At 66.4% G+C, this 18,700-nt stretch carries 20 protein-coding genes; 11 read left to right on the plus strand and 9 right to left on the minus strand.

The window, feature by feature from the left end:
- Nucleotides 1–90 precede the first annotated feature (90 nt).
- On the minus strand, nucleotides 91–981 hold the full coding sequence (gene galU / locus IE191_RS16380) for a UTP--glucose-1-phosphate uridylyltransferase GalU (protein WP_191325464.1): 891 nt from the start codon (nucleotides 979–981) through the stop codon (nucleotides 91–93).
- A 203-nt stretch (nucleotides 982–1,184) separates the two neighbouring features.
- On the opposite strand from galU, the gene murA reads away from it, so the two are divergent.
- A complete protein-coding gene (gene murA / locus IE191_RS16385; protein ID WP_191325465.1) occupies nucleotides 1,185–2,468 on the plus strand; it encodes a UDP-N-acetylglucosamine 1-carboxyvinyltransferase in 1,284 nt (427 codons plus the stop codon).
- A gap of 80 nt (nucleotides 2,469–2,548) precedes the next feature.
- On the opposite strand, the gene IE191_RS16390 is transcribed toward murA, so the two are convergent.
- From IE191_RS16390 to IE191_RS16400, 3 genes are all read right to left on the minus strand, one after another.
- A complete protein-coding gene (locus tag IE191_RS16390; protein WP_229815518.1) occupies nucleotides 2,549–3,625 on the minus strand; it encodes a choice-of-anchor A family protein in 1,077 nt (358 codons plus the stop codon).
- A 214-nt stretch (nucleotides 3,626–3,839) separates the two neighbouring features.
- Nucleotides 3,840–4,283 carry a protein tyrosine phosphatase family protein gene (locus IE191_RS16395; protein WP_191325466.1) on the minus strand — a complete coding sequence of 148 codons (444 nt, stop codon included), beginning with the start codon at nucleotides 4,281–4,283 and terminating at the stop codon, nucleotides 3,840–3,842.
- A 52-nt stretch (nucleotides 4,284–4,335) separates the two neighbouring features.
- A complete protein-coding gene (locus tag IE191_RS16400; protein WP_191325467.1) occupies nucleotides 4,336–5,127 on the minus strand; it encodes a TerC family protein in 792 nt (263 codons plus the stop codon).
- A 282-nt stretch (nucleotides 5,128–5,409) separates the two neighbouring features.
- Here IE191_RS16400 and IE191_RS21320 point away from each other — a divergent pair, with 282 nt between their 5' ends.
- From IE191_RS21320 to queC, 6 genes are all read left to right on the plus strand, one after another.
- Nucleotides 5,410–6,180, plus strand: coding sequence for a cold-shock protein (locus IE191_RS21320; RefSeq protein ID WP_191325468.1), 771 nt, complete (start codon nucleotides 5,410–5,412; stop codon nucleotides 6,178–6,180).
- A gap of 154 nt (nucleotides 6,181–6,334) precedes the next feature.
- Complete coding sequence (locus tag IE191_RS16410) at nucleotides 6,335–7,531, plus strand: aspartate aminotransferase family protein (protein WP_191325469.1); 1,197 nt, start codon at nucleotides 6,335–6,337, stop codon at nucleotides 7,529–7,531.
- A gap of 11 nt (nucleotides 7,532–7,542) precedes the next feature.
- Nucleotides 7,543–8,469 (plus strand): ornithine carbamoyltransferase, encoded by a 927-nt coding sequence (gene argF / locus IE191_RS16415; RefSeq protein WP_191325470.1) that lies wholly within the window; start codon nucleotides 7,543–7,545, stop codon nucleotides 8,467–8,469.
- Between the two features lie 29 nt (nucleotides 8,470–8,498).
- Nucleotides 8,499–9,395, plus strand: a complete 897-nt coding sequence (hslO, locus tag IE191_RS16420) for an Hsp33 family molecular chaperone HslO (RefSeq protein WP_191325471.1) — start codon at nucleotides 8,499–8,501, stop codon at nucleotides 9,393–9,395.
- 96 nt (nucleotides 9,396–9,491) lie between these two features.
- Nucleotides 9,492–9,917, plus strand: a complete 426-nt coding sequence (locus IE191_RS16425) for a DUF3617 domain-containing protein (RefSeq protein ID WP_229815519.1) — start codon at nucleotides 9,492–9,494, stop codon at nucleotides 9,915–9,917.
- A gap of 52 nt (nucleotides 9,918–9,969) precedes the next feature.
- A complete protein-coding gene (gene queC / locus IE191_RS16430) occupies nucleotides 9,970–10,683 on the plus strand; it encodes a 7-cyano-7-deazaguanine synthase QueC (protein WP_191325472.1) in 714 nt (237 codons plus the stop codon).
- Between the two features lie 77 nt (nucleotides 10,684–10,760).
- Here the strand turns inward: queC and IE191_RS16435 are convergent, their stop codons facing one another.
- Both IE191_RS16435 and IE191_RS16440 read right to left on the minus strand, forming a co-directional pair.
- Nucleotides 10,761–11,348 (minus strand): superoxide dismutase family protein, encoded by a 588-nt coding sequence (locus IE191_RS16435; protein ID WP_191325473.1) that lies wholly within the window; start codon nucleotides 11,346–11,348, stop codon nucleotides 10,761–10,763.
- Nucleotides 11,349–11,533: 185 nt separating this feature from the next.
- On the minus strand, nucleotides 11,534–12,643 hold the full coding sequence (locus tag IE191_RS16440) for an OmpA family protein (RefSeq protein WP_191325474.1): 1,110 nt from the start codon (nucleotides 12,641–12,643) through the stop codon (nucleotides 11,534–11,536).
- A 424-nt stretch (nucleotides 12,644–13,067) separates the two neighbouring features.
- Here IE191_RS16440 and IE191_RS16445 point away from each other — a divergent pair, with 424 nt between their 5' ends.
- Complete coding sequence (locus IE191_RS16445) at nucleotides 13,068–13,709, plus strand: YqaA family protein (protein ID WP_191325475.1); 642 nt, start codon at nucleotides 13,068–13,070, stop codon at nucleotides 13,707–13,709.
- Nucleotides 13,710–13,843: 134 nt separating this feature from the next.
- A complete protein-coding gene (locus IE191_RS16450) occupies nucleotides 13,844–14,140 on the plus strand; it encodes an usg protein (protein WP_191325476.1) in 297 nt (98 codons plus the stop codon).
- 22 nt (nucleotides 14,141–14,162) lie between these two features.
- Here the strand turns inward: IE191_RS16450 and IE191_RS16455 are convergent, their stop codons facing one another.
- Nucleotides 14,163–15,131, minus strand: a complete 969-nt coding sequence (locus IE191_RS16455) for a quinoprotein relay system zinc metallohydrolase 1 (protein ID WP_191325477.1) — start codon at nucleotides 15,129–15,131, stop codon at nucleotides 14,163–14,165.
- On the minus strand, nucleotides 15,128–15,892 hold the full coding sequence (locus IE191_RS16460; protein ID WP_191325478.1) for a quinoprotein dehydrogenase-associated SoxYZ-like carrier: 765 nt from the start codon (nucleotides 15,890–15,892) through the stop codon (nucleotides 15,128–15,130). Before IE191_RS16460 ends, IE191_RS16455 begins: the two co-directional genes overlap by 4 nt.
- Before the next feature lie 106 nt (nucleotides 15,893–15,998).
- Here IE191_RS16460 and IE191_RS16465 point away from each other — a divergent pair, with 106 nt between their 5' ends.
- Nucleotides 15,999–16,574 (plus strand): rhodanese-like domain-containing protein, encoded by a 576-nt coding sequence (locus tag IE191_RS16465; RefSeq protein WP_191325479.1) that lies wholly within the window; start codon nucleotides 15,999–16,001, stop codon nucleotides 16,572–16,574.
- Nucleotides 16,575–16,590: 16 nt separating this feature from the next.
- The gene (locus IE191_RS16470; RefSeq protein ID WP_191325480.1) at nucleotides 16,591–16,884 is read left to right on the plus strand and encodes an EthD family reductase; all 294 of its coding nucleotides are present in this window, start codon (nucleotides 16,591–16,593) and stop codon (nucleotides 16,882–16,884) included.
- Nucleotides 16,885–16,909: 25 nt separating this feature from the next.
- Here the strand turns inward: IE191_RS16470 and IE191_RS16475 are convergent, their stop codons facing one another.
- Nucleotides 16,910–18,694 (minus strand): amidohydrolase, encoded by a 1,785-nt coding sequence (locus IE191_RS16475; RefSeq protein WP_191325481.1) that lies wholly within the window; start codon nucleotides 18,692–18,694, stop codon nucleotides 16,910–16,912.
- Nucleotides 18,695–18,700 lie beyond the last annotated feature (6 nt).

Raw genomic sequence — 18,700 nt, forward strand, 5'->3', positions numbered from 1 at the left:
GCCGCCTTTTTCTGTGCGCGGCTTCTTCCCCGCAACAAAAAAGGGCCGCGCGGGCGGCCCCTTTCCGTTTGTATGGCTGTGAAGTGACGCTCAGCCTAAAAGCTTCTTGATCGCGGCGCGCACGTCGTCGGCCAGGTCCGGGCGTTCCAGCGCCAGGGCGATCGTCGCCTCGACGAAGCCGGCCTTGCTGCCGCAGTCAAAGCGACGGCCGGCAAAGGTCACCGCGTGGAACGGCTGGGTGCCGATCATGCGGGCCATGGCGTCGGTGAGCTGGATTTCGCCGCCGGCCCCCTTTTCCTGGTTTTCCAGCGTGCGCATCACTTCGGGTTGCAGGATGTAGCGGCCCGAGATGATCAGGTTCGACGGTGCTTCCTCGCGCTTGGGCTTTTCCACCAGGCCGGTCACTTCGGTCAGGCTGCCCGAAATCTTGGCGCCCGGCGCGATCACGCCATAGCTCGACACTTCTTCTTCCGGCACTTCCAGCACCGAGATCAGGTTGCCGCCCACTTCGTTGTAGGCTTCGACCATCTGCTTCATGCAGCCCGGCGCACCGACCATCAGTTCATCGGGCAGGAAGATCGCAAAGGGTTCATCCCCCACCACTTCGCGGGCGCACCACACGGCGTGGCCCAGGCCCATTGCCACCTGCTGGCGCACGGTGACCAGGTTGCCCGGCTTGATGCGGGTATCGTCCAGCACCGACAGATCCTTGCCACGGCTGGCCATGGTGGTTTCCAGCTCGAACGCGGTGTCGAAATGCTCGACGATCGAGGTCTTGCCGCGCCCTGTCACGAAGATCAGTTCCTCGATGCCGGCTTCGCGCGCTTCGTCCACGGCATACTGGATCAGCGGGCGATCGACGATCGGCAGCATTTCCTTGGGCACGGCCTTGGTCGCGGGCAGGAAGCGGGTGCCGAGACCGGCAACGGGAAAGACGGCCTTGCGGATCGGCTTGGGGCGGCTGGTGGTTGGATCGCTCATCTCGGTATCTTTCCCATTGTCCTGTTACAGCGAAGTTAAGCAGCCTGCCTTGGCGATGACAAGTTCCACGCACGGTGCGGCGTGCAAAAAATGCTGCAACGCAATATCCACTGGGCAATATCCGCGGGGCAATATTCACCGCGTTGCGCCTCTTGCCGCCGCTGGCCCCTTGCCCTGCATCGCAAACCGGCTAAACCGCCGCGATGGACAAGATCATCATTCGCGGCGGCAAGCGTCTTTCCGGTACGGTCCCGGTTTCGGGGGCCAAGAACGCGGCGCTTACCCTGCTGCCCTGCGCGCTGCTTACCGATGAAGCGGTCACGTTGCGCAATCTGCCGCGCCTGGCCGATATCGACGGTTTCCAGCATCTGATGAACCAGTTCGGCGTATCGACCGCGATCGCCGGCGCCCGGCCCGAGGATTTCGGCCGGGTGATGACGCTCCAGGCCACGCGACTCACCTCCACGGTCGCGCCCTATGACCTGGTGCGCAAGATGCGCGCCTCGATCCTCGTGCTCGGCCCGCTGCTGGCCCGGGCGGGAGAGGCCACCGTGTCGCTCCCCGGCGGCTGCGCGATCGGCAACCGCCCGATCGACCTGCATCTCAAGGCACTGGAAGCCTTTGGCGCGCATATCGAACTGGCCGCCGGCTATGTCCGCGCGATTGCGCCTGATGGCGGCCTGCCCGGCGGGCGCTACAGCTTCCCGGTCGTTTCGGTCGGCGCCACGGAAAACGCGCTGATGGCGGCCGTGTTGGCCAAAGGCAAGTCCACGCTGCACAACGCCGCGCGCGAGCCGGAAATCGTCGACTTGTGCAACCTGCTCGTGGCGATGGGTGCCGAGATCGAAGGCATCGGCACGTCGGACATCACCATTCACGGCGTGGAGCGCCTGCATGGCGCCACCTACATGGTCATGCCCGATCGCATCGAGGCTGGCTCCTATGCCTGTGCCGCCGCGATCACCGGCGGTGAAGTGACGCTACAGGGCGCGCGGATCGAGGACATGGAAACCACTGTCCAGGCGCTGCGCGATGCCGGTGTCTCGGTAGAGCCCGTGCGTGGTGGCCTGCACATTGCCGCCGATGGCGATCTGCGGCCGGTGACGATTTCCACCGCGCCCTATCCCGGCTTTGCCACCGATATGCAGGCCCAGCTCATGGCGATGCTCTGCCTGGCCAAGGGCTCGAGCATGCTCACCGAAACCATTTTCGAGAACCGCTACATGCACGTGCCCGAATTGAACCGCATGGGCGCGCGCATCGAAACCTCGGGCCGCACCGCCGTGGTGCATGGGGTGGACAAGCTTTCGGGCGCCGAAGTCATGGCCACCGACCTGCGCGCCTCGATGAGCCTGGTGATCGCCGGCCTTGCCGCTGAAGGCGAAACCCAGGTCCACCGCCTCTACCACCTCGATCGTGGTTATGAGCGGCTGGAAGAAAAGCTCGCCCTGCTCGGCGCCGATGTGGAGCGCGTCGGCAGCGACTGAGCGCTACACACCGATCGCAACGGAAAAGGGCCGCGTGGGCATATGCCCCGCGGCCCTTTTCTGTGAATCGGCTCGGCGTCTCAGGCTTGGGTCGGTTCGCGGCGCTTGCGACCCAGGATCAGCCCACCCAGGCCCAGCGCGAGCAGGGCCAGCGTGCCCGGCTCGGGCACATCGGTGCCGCCCGTGCTGCTGCTCGAGGTGGAGGAGGACGGCACCTGCGGATCGCTCGGCACGACATAGCTGCCGCTATAGGTGCCGATGTGCATTTCGCCGTCCTGGACCAGGCTGCCGAACACGGCCGAGCCCTGGATATAGTTGTAGGTGTGCGCGGCGGCCTTGGGCGCCAACACCGAACCGCCCCAGGCAGTGGTCAGCGTCAGGTCGGTGGCGTCGGTAAAGTTCCAGATCACATGCTGGCCCAGGTTGGCCGTGCCGCCCAGGAAATTGTCGTTCAGGTTGATCGTGCTGCCGCTGACATTGACGATCACCGTATCGGCGCCGTTGGTGTTGAACTGAATCTCGCCGATCTTGTCGAGGTCTGCCGCCGTGATCGAGAACACCGCCACGCCGCTGCTGTTGGGCTGGGCATTGAATGTGCCCCGGTTGCCGCTGATCGACAGCGTGCTGTTCGCGGTCTGCTGCGAAAGCTGGTAGGAAAGGCCGGTCATGCTGGTCGACATCAGGCTGCCGTCCTGCTTCAGGTTGCTCACGAACGCCGGATCGCTCGTCCCCAGGTTGGACTGCACGATGTTGGAATTGACGTTGGTGTTGGCAATCGTGCCGCCCACCTGCACCGTCTGCGTGGCGCCGTTGAGATTGAACCCGCTCGACACGCTGCCGCCCACGATCGCGCCCGAACCATTGTTGAGGTTCTTGATCCCGCCGGTCACGTCACCGACCACGACCAGCCCGGCGCCGGTGTAACTCGACGCCGGCAGCGTGGCGATCTGGTAGTTCGACGAATTGCCGGTGAGGTTGCCGCCCACGAAGGTGCGCCCTTCCACTTCCGAAGACGAGGTCAGGTCACCCAGCACGATGAGGTTGTAGACCTTGAGCGCGTCGATCCCCACGGGCGTGGTCGCGGCCATGGCGTTCCATGGCAAGGCCAGGGCGGCCAGAACGGCAGTGGCAGTGGTCATCCGGGAGCGGGCGGACATGATCGGCTGGTTTCCTGTCGCGGGCACGCCGGCATGGCGGACGCGCGCCTCTCCTGCGCGCGCAACGCACCGTAATGCAACCGGCAATTGCTGATCGTGCCTGGTTGGGACAGGTTTTTGACAATCCTTAACGATGCCGGCCTTAACGATGCCGGCCTTAACGATGCCGGTGGCGGCAGTGGGGGCAGTGCCCGCTTTCTGCCGCCATGGCGGGTTAACCGCCGGCGCGCGCGCTCAGGATATCGACCTGGGCGCGGATCGGCGTGATGTCATAGCCGCCGGCCGCCGCCTTGGCCGCGATCTCGAACGGATTGGCGCCATTGGCAGCCTGGGCCAGCGCCCACAGCAGCGTCGATCGCGTGCCGGAACGGCAATAGGCCAGCACCGGCGCATCGCCGACCTGGGCCAGCGCCTGTTGCAGGGCTTCCACCTGCGGCATCGAAAAGCCGGCATGGGTTACGGGAATGGCGACATAGGCGATCCCGGCGGCCTGCGCCGCAGCGGCGATCTCGGCGCCCGGAGTCTGGTCGTCGGACTCGTCCTCCGGACGGTTGTTGACGATCAGCGCCACGCCCAGGGCCTTGGCCGTGGCCACGTCGGCAACGGTGATCTGCGGGCTGGCCAGGAACTGGCTGTCGATCTGGCGGAACTGGGACATGGCAAGACCTTGTTGTGGGAAGGATGGGGGTAAAGGGCGGGCAACCGGACGATCAGGGCGCGGAGCGCTTGCGCCGGCCGGCGATGTTGAGCAGTTCGACGAACACCGAAAAGCCCATCGCGGCATAGATATAGCCCTTGGGAATGTGCACGCCAAAGCCATCGGCGAGCAGCACCAGGCCGATCATCACCAGGAATGCCAGTGCCAGCATCACCAGCGAGGGATTGCGCTCGATGAAGCGCGCCAGCGGGTCGGCCGCGAGCATCATCAGCGAGACGGTGGTGATCACCGCCGCGATCATGATCGGGATCTGGTCGGTCATGCCCACCGCCGTCAGGATCGAGTCGATCGAGAACACCAGGTCCAGCGCGATGATCTGCGCGATCGTGGTGCCGAAGTTGGCCACGACTGCCTTGCCCGCGCCGGCATGGCCTTTTTGATCGAGCTGTTCGCCACTCGGTTCGGGGTCGAGGGTGTGGTGGATTTCCTTGGTCGCCTTCCACAGCAGGAACAGCCCGCCGGCCACCAGAATCAGGTCACGGCCCGAGAACGCGGTCTCGAACGTGGGTTCGCCATGGGCGCCCGGCGCGCCGGTGAGGCCAAGGTCGAACAGCGGCGCCTGCAAAGTCACGATCCAGCCGATCAGCGACAGCAGCCCCAGCCGCAGCACGAGCGCCAGCGCCAGTCCGATGCGCCGGGCGCGCGCCTGCTGGTGCTCGGGCAGCTTGTTGGAAAGGATCGCGATGAACACCAGGTTGTCGATGCCGAGCACGATTTCCAGCAGCACCAGGGTGATGAAGGCTGCCCAAGTCTGCGGGTCGGAGAGAAGAGCGACAAGGTCCATGTGCGCGCTTGTGCCGGATCGTTCAGGCCCCGGCAAGGCGATTGCCGGCACAAAGCGCGGCACTTATGTCACGAATTGTGGCTGCAACCGATATTTTGCGATTGAATCGCGTATGCCCGTCGATTCCGTTCGCGCATCGCCTTTTTTTTCGTTATAGTCTTTCGCGCAATGGAGAGGGCCGGCCCTAAAGCCCGGCACGTTGTCCTTGTCGTGCCTCTGGTCTCCGCGTCCGGCCAGTGGCGCCAGGAAATTTGGGGCGGATTGTAAGGTTAATTGGGTTTTATGGGTTTTGACAGAGGGCGGCGTGGTCGCGGACGCGACAAGCGCGACGGTTTCGGCGACGACGGCGGTTTCGATCCCTACGGCGGTGGCGGCGGTTTTGGCGGCGGCTACGATCGCGGTGGCTTCGGCGGTGGTGACCGCGGTGGCTTCGGCGGTGGCAATCGCGGCGGCTTCGGCGGCGGCGACCGCGGTGGTTTTGGCGGCGGTGATCGCGGCGGCTTCGGCGGCGGCAATCGCGGCGGTGGCGGCGGCTTCGGCGGCCCGCGCGGCGGTGGCATGCCTGCCCAGGTGGTTGGCACCGGCAAGGGCGTCGTCAAGTTCTTCAACGGCCAGAAGGGCTTCGGCTTCATTCAGCGTGAAGACGGCGGTGAAGACGTGTTCGTCCACATCAGCGCCGTGGAACGCGCCGGCCTCGAAGGCCTGGCCGAAGGCCAGACGCTCGAGTTCAACCTGGTCGATCGCGGTGGCAAGATCTCTGCCGCCGACCTCCAGGTCGTTGGCGACGTGATCCCCGTGGCGGCCAAGCCGGCTGCCCCGCAGCGCCAGCTCACCGGTGAGAAGGCCACCGGCACGGTCAAGTTCTTCAACAGCATGAAGGGCTTTGGCTTCATCACCCGCGACGACGGCCAGCCCGACGCTTTCGTGCACATCAGCGCGGTGGAGCGTTCCGGCCTGCGCGAGCTGAACGAAGGCGACAAGCTGGAGTTCGATCTCGAAGTTGATCGACGAGGCAAGCACTCGGCGGTCAACCTGGTGCCGCGCCAGGATTGATCCCGGCCGCATAGCCCCTTGGGTCTGCTTGACCCCAGGGGCCTTGCATCACCACATACGCGTGCAAATGGCGGTCCGCTGGGCCGCCATTTGTCGTTTTGCAGCCTTTCCCGTTCCGAACACCTTTTCCTTGGAATCCACAGGAGCACTGCCCATGTCCATCACCCCGCTCATGCCCGTCTATCCCCGGTGTGGCGTGCGTCCGGTGCGCGGCGAACACTGCCACCTGATTTCCGAAGACGGCACCCGCTATCTCGATTTCGCCAGCGGCATCGCGGTCAACCTGCTGGGCCACTCGCACCCGCACCTGATCGGCGCGATCCAGCGCCAGGCCGAAACGCTGATGCACGTGTCCAACCTCTATGGCAGCCCGCAGGGCGAAGCCCTGGCGCAGCGCCTGGTGGACCTGACTTTCGCCGACACGGTGTTCTTCACCAATTCCGGCGCGGAAGCGGTGGAATGCGCGATCAAGACGGCGCGTGCCTATCACCAGTATCACGGCCAGGCGCCCGAACGCTTCGAGATCATCACCTATCGCAATGCCTTCCACGGCCGCACGATGGGCACGATCAGCGCATCGGACCAGGAAAAGATGCACAAGGGCTTCCTGCCGATCCTGCCCGGCTTCCACTATGTCGATTTCGACGATCTGGAAGCGACCAGGGCGCTGATCGGCCCGCACACCGCCGGCATCCTGGTCGAACCGATCCAGGGCGAAGGCGGCATTCGCGAAGGCAGCGAGGCTTTCATCAAGGGCCTGCGCGCGCTGTGCGACGAGCACGGCCTGATGCTGATCTTCGACGAAGTGCAGTGCGGCGTTGCCCGCAGCGGCACGATGTTCGCCTATGAGCAGTATGGCGTGGCGCCGGATATCATGGCGATCGCCAAGGGCATCGGCGGCGGCTTCCCGCTGGGCGCCTGCCTGGCCACCGAACAGGCGGCGCGCGGTATGGTGTTCGGCACCCACGGCAGCACGTATGGCGGCAACCCGCTGGCCATGGCCGCCGGCAATGCCGTGCTCGACGTGGTCGCCACGCCCGAATTCCTGGCCCAGGTGCGCGCCACGGGCGATCGCCTCAAGGCGCGGCTCGAACAGTTCATCGGCAACTATCCCGATCTGTTCGAACTGGTGCGCGGCAAGGGCCTGATGCTGGGCGTGAAGTGCAAGATGGAACCGCGTCCGTTCGTGGCCCACATGCGCGACAATCACCAGTTGCTCGCGGTTTCGGCCGGCGACATGACGTTCCGCGTCCTGCCGCCGCTGGTGATCGACGACAGCCACATCGATGAATTCATGGACAAGCTTTCGGCCGCCGCGGCCAGCTATGTTCCTCCGGCTCCTGCGGCGTGAGACGACCGGCGATGACCAGGCATTTCCTCAATCTTTCCGATGCCGGCGGCGATGCCGTCGCCGCGATGCTCAACGACGCGCTCGATCGCAAGGCGGCCCGCGCCGCCTGGCCCAAGGGCAAGGCCGATGCCGACGCCCCGCTGGCCGGGCACGTGCTGGCGATGGTGTTCGAGAAGAATTCCACCCGCACCCGCGTCTCGTTCGACGTGGCGATGCGCCAGCTTGGCGGCTCGGCGCTGATTCTCGATGCCGGCACCACGCAGTTGGGCCGGGGCGAGACGATTGCCGACACTGCGCGCGTGCTCAGCCGCATGGCCGACGCGATCATGCTGCGCACCGACGATCACGCCAAGGTCGAGGAACTGGCCCACTATGCCAGCGTTCCTGTCATCAATGGCCTTACCGACCTGTCTCATCCCTGCCAGATCATGGCCGATCTCCTGACCGTGATCGAGCATGGCAAGGCCCTGCCTGGGCTGGAAGTGGCCTGGCTGGGCGATGGCAACAACGTGCTGCATTCGATCGTGGAAGCCGCCGGCCTGATGAAGTTCAACGTCCGCATCGGCGTGCCCGAAGGCTATGACTGCGATGCGGGCTTCGTCGCCCGCGCGCAGGCGCAAGGTGCGCGTATCACCATCACGCGCGATGCGGCAGAGGCGGTTGCGGGGGCAGACATCGTCGTCACCGACACTTGGATCTCGATGGGCCAGGCCCATGCCGAGGCCAAGCTGGCCGCCATGGCGCCGTTCCAGGTGAACGAGGCGCTGATGGCCCAGGCCAAGGGCGATGCGCTGTTCCTGCATTGCCTGCCCGCCCACCGCAACGAAGAGGTTACCGATGCGGTGATCGATGGCCCGCGTTCGGTGGTGTGGGACGAGGCCGAAAACCGCATCCATGCGCAGAAATCCGTGCTGCGCTGGGCCTTTGGCCAGATCTGACACTCCCATTTCCGATACCGAAAGAGTCCATGACCGAACAAGCCGAAACCGGATTTGACCAAGTGCTGCAATTCACCGTTCCCGCGCGCGATGCGCGGGGGCGGGTGGTGCGGCTCGGGCCTGTGCTCGACACCGTGCTCTCGGCGCATGCCTATCCCGCGCCGATCCGCAATCTGCTGGCCGAGGCGCTGGCCCTGACCGCGCTGCTCGGCGCCCTGCTCAAGGACGACGACGGCCAGCTCACCATGCAGGCCCAGACCCAGGACGGCGTGGTCGATCTGCTGGTCTGCGACTATCGCGGTGGCGAGCTGCGCGGCTATGTCCGCCACGATCGCGCGCGGCTCGATGAACTGGGGCCGCATCCCTCGCTCCACGCCCTGTTCGGCGACGGCTATCTGGCGATCACGTTTGACCTCGCCAGCAGCGACCAGCGCTACCAGGGTATCGTGCCGCTGGAAGGGGATAGCCTGGCACGCGCCTGCGAGAGTTATTTCTTCCAGTCGGAACAGGTGCCCACCCTGATTCGCGTCGGCGTGCATCACGACAATGGCCGCACGGTTGCCGGTGCCCTGCTCGTGCAGCACCTGCCCGATGGCGAGGAAGGGCGCGAGCGCCTGCACGCCCGGCTCGATCATCCCGAATGGGAGCATGTTGCCGCGCTGGCCGGCTCGCTCAGCGAAGAGGAGCTGACCGATCCGGCGCTTGGGCTGGAAAGCCTGGTCTGGCGGCTGTTCCACGAGGAAACCGAAGTGCGCGTGGCACGCGGCACGAGCCTGTCGCGCGGCTGCCGCTGCACGGCGGAGCACTACCGCGACCTGCTCGCCCGCTTCGGGGCCGCCGAGCGCGCGGAAATGGCCAACGAGGATGGGCTGATCGTGGTCGATTGCGCGTTCTGCTCGAAAGAGTTTCCGCTCCGTTTCGATTGACAACTATTTTCGCGGTGCAAGGCTTCAATCGCGGCAGCGTTGCTCTATATTGCTTCCAGTTGCCGCAGGGCCTGCGGCAGCGATGGAGGGTTGATGATGACGGTCCGTGCTGCACTGCGCCGCGCCAGCGCCGCAGCCATCCTGTTTTCGGCACTGGCCTGGGCCCCCGCCGCCGATGCCGAACGCGGCGGCATGACCCTGGCCATGCTGGACCGCATCGCACCGGGCCAATGGCAGGTCCGCACCCGCGAAACCGGTGGCTTCGACGGCCGTTTGTGCCTGGCGGAAGGACGCCCCCTGCTGCAATTGCGCCATCCCGGCCAGTCCTGTCGCCAGTTCGTCGTGCAGGATGAGCCCGACGCGGTTTCGGTCAGCTATACCTGCGGGCCGGCCGGATCGGGCCTGACCCGCATTCGCTTCGAGAACGAGCAGCTTCTCCAGATCGAGGCGCAGGGCATTGCCCGTGGCTTGCCCTTCGCGTTCAACGCCGAAGCCCGCCGCATGGGCAGTTGCAGCCACTGACACGGTCCTGCGGGGCTTGCCTGCGCGCGGCGAGGGGGCTAGCCCCAAGACCATGAACGAACCTGTCTTGTCTTCATCGCGGGATGCGGCTGATGCGCCGCTTGCCGTTGTCCTGCTGTCCGGCGGGCTGGATTCCATGGTCTGCGCCGCGCTGGCGCAAGAGCAGGGCTTTCGCGTCCTCGCCCTGACGATCGATTACAACCAGCGCCACCGCGTGGAACTGGAAGCGGCCAAGGTCATTGCCGCGCGGCTCCAGGTGGAGCGGCACGTGATTCTGCCGCTCGATCTGCGCCAGTTCGGCGGATCGGCGCTGACCGCCGCGATCGACGTGCCCAAGGACGGGCTGACCGACGATGTCCCGATCACCTATGTGCCGGCGCGCAACCTGGTGTTCCTGTCGCTGGCGCTGGCCTGGGCAGAAGCGGCCGGGGCGAATGCCTTGTTCATCGGGGTGAACGCGCTCGACTATTCCGGCTATCCCGATTGCCGCCCCGAATTCATCCATGGGTTCGAGGGGCTGGCGCGGGTGGCCACCAAGGTTGGCAGCCAGGGCGGCACGGTGACGGTCCACGCCCCGTTGCAGCATCTCAAGAAATCGGAAATCGCGCAGGAAGCGGCGCGGCTTGGCCTCGATGCCGGGGAAAGCTGGTCCTGCTACGATCCGCTGCCCGATGGGCGGGCCTGCGGTGAATGCGATAGCTGCCGCCTCCGCAAGGCCGGCTTTGCCGAAGCCGGGTTGACCGACGGGACGCGCTACGGCGCCTGACCTGCGGTTTCACGCAGTCAACAAAAAGGGGATGCACCGGGTGGCCGGTGCATCCCCTTTTTCGTGAACGCATTTCGTTACTGGCGGACGAACACGCCGCAGGCAAGGCGAGCACCGCTGTTGCCGCTGGGATCGGTCTTGTAGTCATCGGGCGCAGCGTGGATGATCAGCGCGGTGCCATCGGCGTCGAACAGCGCCGGGCCGGTCATGTCCGCACCACCGCGCAGCGCGAAGTCGAGCGCGCCGGTTCCATCGGGGCCGACGGTCAGGTTGGTGAGGTCGCCCAGATGCGAGCCGGCCGGGTTTTCCGCGCCGTGCTGGTGACCATCGGGATTGAGGTGGCCGCCGGCGGTGGTGAAGCCGGGCGCATCGCACTTGCCCACGGTGTGCAGGTGAATGCCGTGTACGCCCGGCGGCAGGCCCTTGGCATCGACATGGACGCGGAAGCCATCCGGCCCCTGCAACAGTTCGGCCGTGCCGGCGCTGGCGCCGCTGGCCAGCATCAGCGTGGCATTGGCCACGACCTGCGCCTTGGGCGCCGGGGTGCTGTGCATGCCCTGCATGCCGCTTTCGCCGCAGGCGGCAAGCGCCAGCGGCAGCGCGCAGGCAAGGGTCAGCCGGGGAAAGGCTTGGGTCAGGCGGTGGGATGAAAGCAGGGCAGGCATCGCGGGATCTCCTCAGCTTGGCAAGGCAGGCGCGCGCATGGCCAGAGAGAGAGGAAGCGTGGGCCGGCGCGCTTCTGGAAACGGGCATTCATGATGCGGACAACGAAAAAGGGACCGGATTGCTCCGGTCCCTCGTTCGTTTTGGGTTTTCGTAACCCGGCCCCGGATTGCCGGGGCCGTGCCACTTAGTTGCCCGAACCCGGACCGTAGGTGATTTCCACGCGACGGTTCTGGAGTTCGCGAACGCCGTCGGCGGTCGGAACGCGCGGGTTGGCTTCACCGAACGCCTGGCTGGTGATCGACGACGCCGGGATGCCGTGCGAGGTCAGGTAAGCCTGGACCGATTCGTTACGACGTGCGGACAGGCCAAGGTTGTACTTGGGCGAGCCCGAACGGTCGGTGTAGCCGGCCAGCATGATCGGAACAGTCTGGCAATTGCCGTACTGGGTGATCGCGTTGTCCAGGATGGTGGCCGCTTCCGGCGTGATGTCCGACTTGTTCCAGTCGAAGAACACGATGTACGGGCCCTTGTTGCACACCGGCGGCGGAGGCGGCGGCGGCGGGGGCGGCGGGGGAGGCGGCGGCGGGGGCGGCGGCGGCGGCGGGGGCGGCGGCGGAGCCGGCTCTTCACCACCGAAGTTGTAGGTCAGCGTGCCCAGGATCGAGTGCGAGCGCCAGCGGGTCGAGAAGTCCGAACCGGCGAATTCGCCGCTGGTGCCAACCAGGTTGACGTCGCTGACGTTGAAGAAGCGATACTTCAGACCCACGTCAACGTGCTTGCTGAGCGGAGCGCGCACACCGGCGATGACCTGCCAAGCGAACTTGGTCTGCGAGTCATCGACGCCACCCAGGTCGGCGGCGAACACGTTGTACTTCACCTTGGCAACACCGGCACCACCGCCGATGAAGCCCTGAAGGCCATCGTCATCGCCGAAGTCGAGCAGGCCGTTGACCATGAAGCTCAGGGCGCTGCCGTGGCCGGCAAGCGTACCCGAGTCACGGGTGTATTCGGTGCCCGAGGTGTTGTCGCGCAGCTTGTCGGCGCGAGCGCGGCGATAGCTGGCTTCGGTTTCGAGGCGGAAGCCACCGAAATCGTAACCAACGATGGCGCCGAAATCGTAGCCGGTCTTGCTGTCATAAGTGGCAGCATTGCTGGTGCCAGCCACGGCAACGTCGGCATCTTCGACCAGCATTGCGCCGCCGTCGCCTTCCACATACCAGCTCTTGCTCTTGGCAAGCGCGGGCGTCGCCAGTGCGCTTGATGCCAAGGCAACGCCCAGGATCAGTTTCCGCATTAAGTTTCCCCTTTTTTGCGAGATCATGCCACGTCGTGGCGGTTGTCTACCGGTTCTGTTATGTTCATGCAAGCGGACACACGCGTGAACTGTTGCCTAAAGGCCACTGTAACAGTTGCCATTGCAGCAATTTCCCGGTTGAAACCACCCTCATGTGCCCCCTCCAATGCGGCAGGCCAAAGGCGGTTCCCGGAAGAGTCGCAAAAAATGCCGGTGAGGCGGATTTTTTCAGCGACGTGTGGTGAAACGCCACAAAGCGGTGCGCCGGCGTGGTGCCAATCTGGCGCGCGGCATCGGTGCCACTCTGGCGCGTCACTGTGGTGTGCGATGCGCCGAGATGGCTGGCGCATTCTTGTGCACTGCACTAGGAACGGCGCGTCGAGCGGCGTCTTTGGCGCCATTGCCCCGGGGGAACCGAACACTCATGTTGCGCCGCCTTTACGATTGGACCATGGCCAAGGCTGCCCATCCGCAGGCATCGTGGTGGCTGTTCCTGTTCGCGTTCATGGAGGCGAGCTTCTTTCCCATCCCCCCGCATCCGTTGCTCGGGCTGATGTGCCTGGCCCAGCCCAAGAAGGCGGTGCGCTATGCCGCCTTCGCCACGGCGGGTTCGGTGCTGGGCGGTCTGCTCGGCTATGCGATCGGCCATTTCCTCTATGATAGCGTGGGTACACAACTGCTTGCGTTGCTGCACCTGACCGCCAGCTTCCCCAAGGCGGCGTGCTATCTGCGCGAATACGGCGTCGAGATCATCGTGATCAAGGGCGCCACGCCGATCCCGTTCAAGCTGCTGACGATCACCGCCGGGTTCATCGGCATGCCGCTGGTGCCGTTCTTCCTGGCCAGCGTGCTGTCGCGCTCGATCAGCTTCATGATCGTGGGCGTGCTGTTCCGCCTGTTCGGGGCACCGATCAAGCGCTTCATCGACAAGTACCTCGGCCTGGTCACCGCCGGCTTCGTCATCCTGGTGGTCGCCGGCTTCGCAGCCGCAACCATGCTGGGCGGTGGCGGCGGCAAGAACGCCGCCATGGAACGCTGCGAGAAGGCAATCCTCACCCAGCCGTAAACGCCGTTGCGGTTAGGCCACTGGCTTGACTGCGCGGCGCAACGTGCCAAGCTTGTGGCCTCAAATCTTCAGGCTTTCACGGGGCCTGACCGCTTTGCGTCGGGCCAGGCCCCCTTTTGGCACGGAGGGATGGCATGGCGCGTGGAGAAGCGAATACTGGGCGAATTGACAGCGATTTCTTGAGCCAACTGGCCGGCTATGGCCTGACCACGATCGAAGTGCATTATTACATGCCCGATCACCCGGCGCTGCTCCAGATGTTTGCGTTCCAGCAATATGATCTTGCCCCACGCTTTCCGCGCCTGGGCGGTTTCCTCGATCACTGGCGGCGGGAGATCGATGCCGCGCTCCATTCGGTGCGCATCGCCCACCGTCACCTGATCGGCCCGCAGGAATACCGCGCGGTCAATGGCGTGATCACGATCAATTGAGCCGGCCCGTCCGCTCGTCAGGTCAACCCGTTCCGTCGATACGCGGCAGGCGCCGGGCTTCTATCCCGGCATAGAAGTGCGCGACGCTGCGTTGCAGCTCGTAGCGCGCCATTTTCATGGTGGCGAAACGTTCGGGTATCGGAAGCATGCCGGCTTCGGTCATGTCCAGCCCCTGCGTGACGGCCTGGTCCAGCGCGGGTTCCAGCCAGTCGAGCCAGTCGCGGGTCTGGGCAATGGCGGCCGTGCCGGTGGGATCGAACGGGCCATGCCCGGGCACGAGCTGGCGATGGGGCAGGGCGAGCAGCGCGTCTAGGCTCTGGCGCCAGGCGGCCAGATCGGCATCGGGCGTGGCCGGGGCGCGATCGTGGAACACGAGGTCACCGGCCAGCAGCGTCCCGCTGGCTTCGTCCACCAGGACCAGATCGCCATCAGAATGGCCGTGCAGCGCCAAGGCGGTCAGCCGCCGGCCGCCGACCTCGATCGGGCCGGGCACGACGGTGGCGGCGGGCAGGGCGACGGCGGTGCCGCGCATCCAGTCGGCCAGGATGCGGTACATCGCATCGGCAAAGCCATTGCCGTCGCGCTCCAGTTCGCGGCGCGTGGCCGGCAGAGCGGCGACGATGGCCGGATCGAACGCCGCCGTGCCCAGCGCGTGATCGGGGTGGAGGTGGCTGAGGAACACGCGGCGCACCGGGCCGTGGCACAGCTTTTCCGCCAGCGCGGCCAGCCCCTGGGCATAGCGCAGCGACGGCCCGCAATCGAACAGCACCGCCCCGCCTTCCGGGCAGGCGAGAATGGCGGCATTGGCGATGGCGCCGCCATTGCCAAAGGCGATCGCCTCGTCCGCGCCGCGCACCAGCCACAGGCCCGGCCCGATCGCCTGAGGATCATAGGCATAGCGGCCGGCAAAGGTTTCCGCGTTGGCGGCCATGGGGGCGATGGCAGGCGCGGTGGCGAGCAGGCCGAGCGCGGCGCGGCGGGACAGGATCATGGCGCCAGGGTTCCGTCAAAGGTGCGGCCGTTGCTGTCGGCCATGTGGACCTGGACCGGCCCGCCCAGCCCTGGCGGCAAGAGCAGGGTGAAGGCGGGATCTTCCGACACCGAGCCATTGATCGTCATCGTGCCCAACGCCTGGCCTGCCGCGCCGCGCAGGCGCAAGCTCTCGATATTGTAGGCGGCGATATTGTCGACATAGCCGGTGTCCATCGGGTGGCGCACGGTCACGCGCAGGCGGGTCTGGTCTGCCTGCGGCCAGAGGCGCCCGCGCATTTCGCCCAGATGCTGGGCCCAATCGCCTTTCACCCGGCTGACCGGCGGGGCCGAACAACCGCCACCGGCGGCGTCGACCCAGCGCCCGGCAACGTGCCAGATGCCATCGGCGGTCAGCACCAGGGCGCGCACCGGGGTGCGCTGGTCCAGCTTGATACGCAGCGAGACGTAAGCCAGCGCGCCTTCCGGCTGGTAGTCGATCGCCACCGGCAGCGGGTTGAGATCCATCAGCACGACGATGCGCTGCACTTTGGGCAGGGCACGCGCATCGACAGTGACGGGAAAGACGTGCTGGTTTTCCGTCACATCGGGCATGGTGACGATCACCGCCGGATCGAACCGGACCGGCGCCTTGCCCAGCAGCCAGGCGGCATGGTTGGCCCACATCGGCGATCCAAGTGGATCGGCCGGTGTGGCCTGGCCCTGGCCCGGGCTGCACAGCGCGAGCAGGGCTGCCAGCAGAAGGGACGCGCGACGTGTCATACCAAGGCACCATTTGCCCTGGCCGATACCCTTCCTACAATTGCACCATGGACCAAGACCGGGCGGGCCGTGTGCCCGACCCAATGGGCAGGAGAGGATCACCGCAATGCGCCGCCGCGCCCTTCTTGCAGGCCTGATGCTGGCGCTCGCCCCGCCGGCCCTGGCGCAGGCGGCGCCGCCGTTCGATGCGCAGGGCTACCGCAACGCGGCGTTTCGCGCGCCGGTCGATCGCGATCCGGCGCCGGCCACGGCGATGGCCCTGGCCGATGCGCGACGCCTGGCACCAGGCGCGGCCCTGTTCGTCGATGTCTTGCCGGCCGAAGGCGCGCATCGCGATCCGGCCAGCGGGCGCTGGACGCTGGCGGCGCCGCACGCGACGATTCCCGGTGCGCTATGGTTTCCCGAAACCGGCCGGGCTCCACCCGATCCCCTGCTGTGGGGGGCCTTGCTGGCGCGGGCAATGGCGTTTCGTCAGGCCCACCCTGCCGCGCCCATCGTGCTGTTCTGCCGGGCCGATTGCTGGATGAGCTGGAACGCGGCGCGGCGCCTGGCGCTGGCAGGGGTGCCCGGCGTGCGCTGGCTGGCCGAAGGCATCGAAGGCTGGCACGATGCCGGCGGCGCGCTGGTGCCGGCCACGCCCGTGGCCGTGCCTGACGCGGAAAAAGTCGACCACACCCCCTGATGACAGGAGCAAGACCATGGCCACGTTGATCGTCAGCTATCCCAAGCACGAAGGCGCGCGGTTCGATGCCGCGTACTACACCGCCACGCATATTCCGTTGGTGGAGCGCCTGTGGACCGCGCACGGCTTTACCGGCGCCGAAGTCCTGCTGCCCGCCGGGGACCAGCCGTGGGCAGCCGCCGTGCTGCTGCGCTTTGCCAGCCAGGCGGCGGTCGATGCCGCGCTGGCCAGCCCGGACACGCCGCAGATCATGGGCGATGTCGGCAATTTCACCGACATTGCCCCGGTGATCTATCGCGCCGGAGATTGAAGGGGGCGATTGAGCCGGGAAGCCGTCACGGCGCGCGGTAGACCACCTTGCCGCCGACCATGGTGAGCAGCACGCGGGTTTGCGCGATGGCATCGGGATCGCCGGCAAAGATGTTGCGGTCGATCCAGATGAGATCGGCAAACTTGCCGCGCTCCAGGCTGCCGACCTGACCTTCGGCGCGCAGCGACCAGGCCGCGTTGATCGTGGCGGCGCGCACCGTCTGTGCCACGGTCAGCGGCGGTCCGCCGGGCAGCGGCTGGCTGTATTCCGGCCCGGCCGAAGGATCGTTGCGCCGGGTCACCCCCACCTTGAGGGCGAACCATTCGTTGAGCGGATCGACCGGCCAGTCGCTGCCGAACGTGATCCGCGCGCCCGCCTTGGCCAGCAGGCCCGAAGGCTCCATGAAGGCATAGCGTTTCGGGCCGAGGAAATCCTTGGCGCCGGCCACCGTGTCGGCCGCCAGCTTGCCCCATTGCAGCGACAGCACCGGGGTGACGCCCAGCGCCTTGTAGCGCGGGAAATCGGCCGGATCGACGATCTCGTCATGGGCCACGGCGGGGCGCACGTCGCGGGCGGGATGGCTCTTGCGCAAGGCTGCCACGGCATCGAGCGCGATGCGGACCGCGCCATCGCCATCGGCGTGCATGTGGGGATCGAACCCCAGCGCGGTGATGCGATCGAGCAGCGGGGCGAGCACCGGCGGCGGGAAATAGGGGGCAGGCCCCTTGTTGGTGCCGGGTTGCCAGTCGGGCTTTTCCGCAGTGCCATGGTTTTCCAGATAGGGCGCCAGCATCACCCCGGTGAAGGCCGGGGCGGTGATCACCCCGTCCATGTAGAGCTTGATCGTGCGCACCATGATCGTGGGCTGCACTTGCGCCGCGCCCTGGTCATAGGTGCGGCGCCATTCGACGATGCGCAACAGCGCCGGTTCCGGGGCGGGGCCTTCCTCGGGGGCGATGTGGGGGGCGAAATGGCCGCGCGCGGTCAATTCTCCAGCCTTGGACAAGACCGAGAAAGCGCGGATCGATTCGAGCGGGGCATCGGCATCGAGGAACGTGGTCACGCCCTGCGCCGCCATGGCCGCCAGCGCCGCGCGCGCGGCCACCACGTCGTCTTCCGGCGTGGGCGCGGGCACGTGCTTGCGCACCAGGTCTTGCGCGGCATCTTCCAGCAGGCCGGTGGGCGCGCCCGTGGCATCGTGGTGGATGCCGCCCCCCACCGGATCGGGCGTCTTGGCGTCGATCCCGGCCAAGGCCAGGCCGCGGCTGTTGACCAGCGCCGAATGGCCGAACGAGGAAAACACTGCCACCGGGCGCGTCGTGGGCAGGGCATCGAGCATGGCCTTGGTCATCTCGATGCCGAGAGGCTGCATCTCCTGTTGGAACCAGTGCACTGCGATCAGCCACTTGCCGTCATGGCCCGCTCCTTCCTTGGCCGCGCAGGCGCTGAGCGCGGCCTGGAATTCGGGCACGGTCAGCCGCTTGTATTGCAGATCGCAGGCCAGCAGGCCCGATCCGCCTTCCAGCGGGTGCATGTGCGCGTCGACCAGACCCGGCATGACCACGCCGCCTTTCAGGTCGATCGTCTGGGTCGCCGGGCCGGTGAAGGCCTTGGCCCCCGCGTCCCCGCCCACATAGACGATGCGTCCATCCTTGATCGCCAGCGCCTGGGCCACGCTGTCGTGCGCGTCGATGGTGTGGATCTGGCCGTGGAGCAGCACGGTATCGGCGGCCGGGGCCGTTGCGGCGTTGGCAGCCGTGGCGATCAGCGATGAACCGGTCAGCAGGGCCAGAGGGCGAAGGAAAGGCATGAGGCA

Source organism: Novosphingobium pokkalii (genome assembly GCF_014652855.1).
GTDB classification, from domain to species: Bacteria; Pseudomonadota; Alphaproteobacteria; order Sphingomonadales; family Sphingomonadaceae; genus Novosphingobium; species Novosphingobium pokkalii.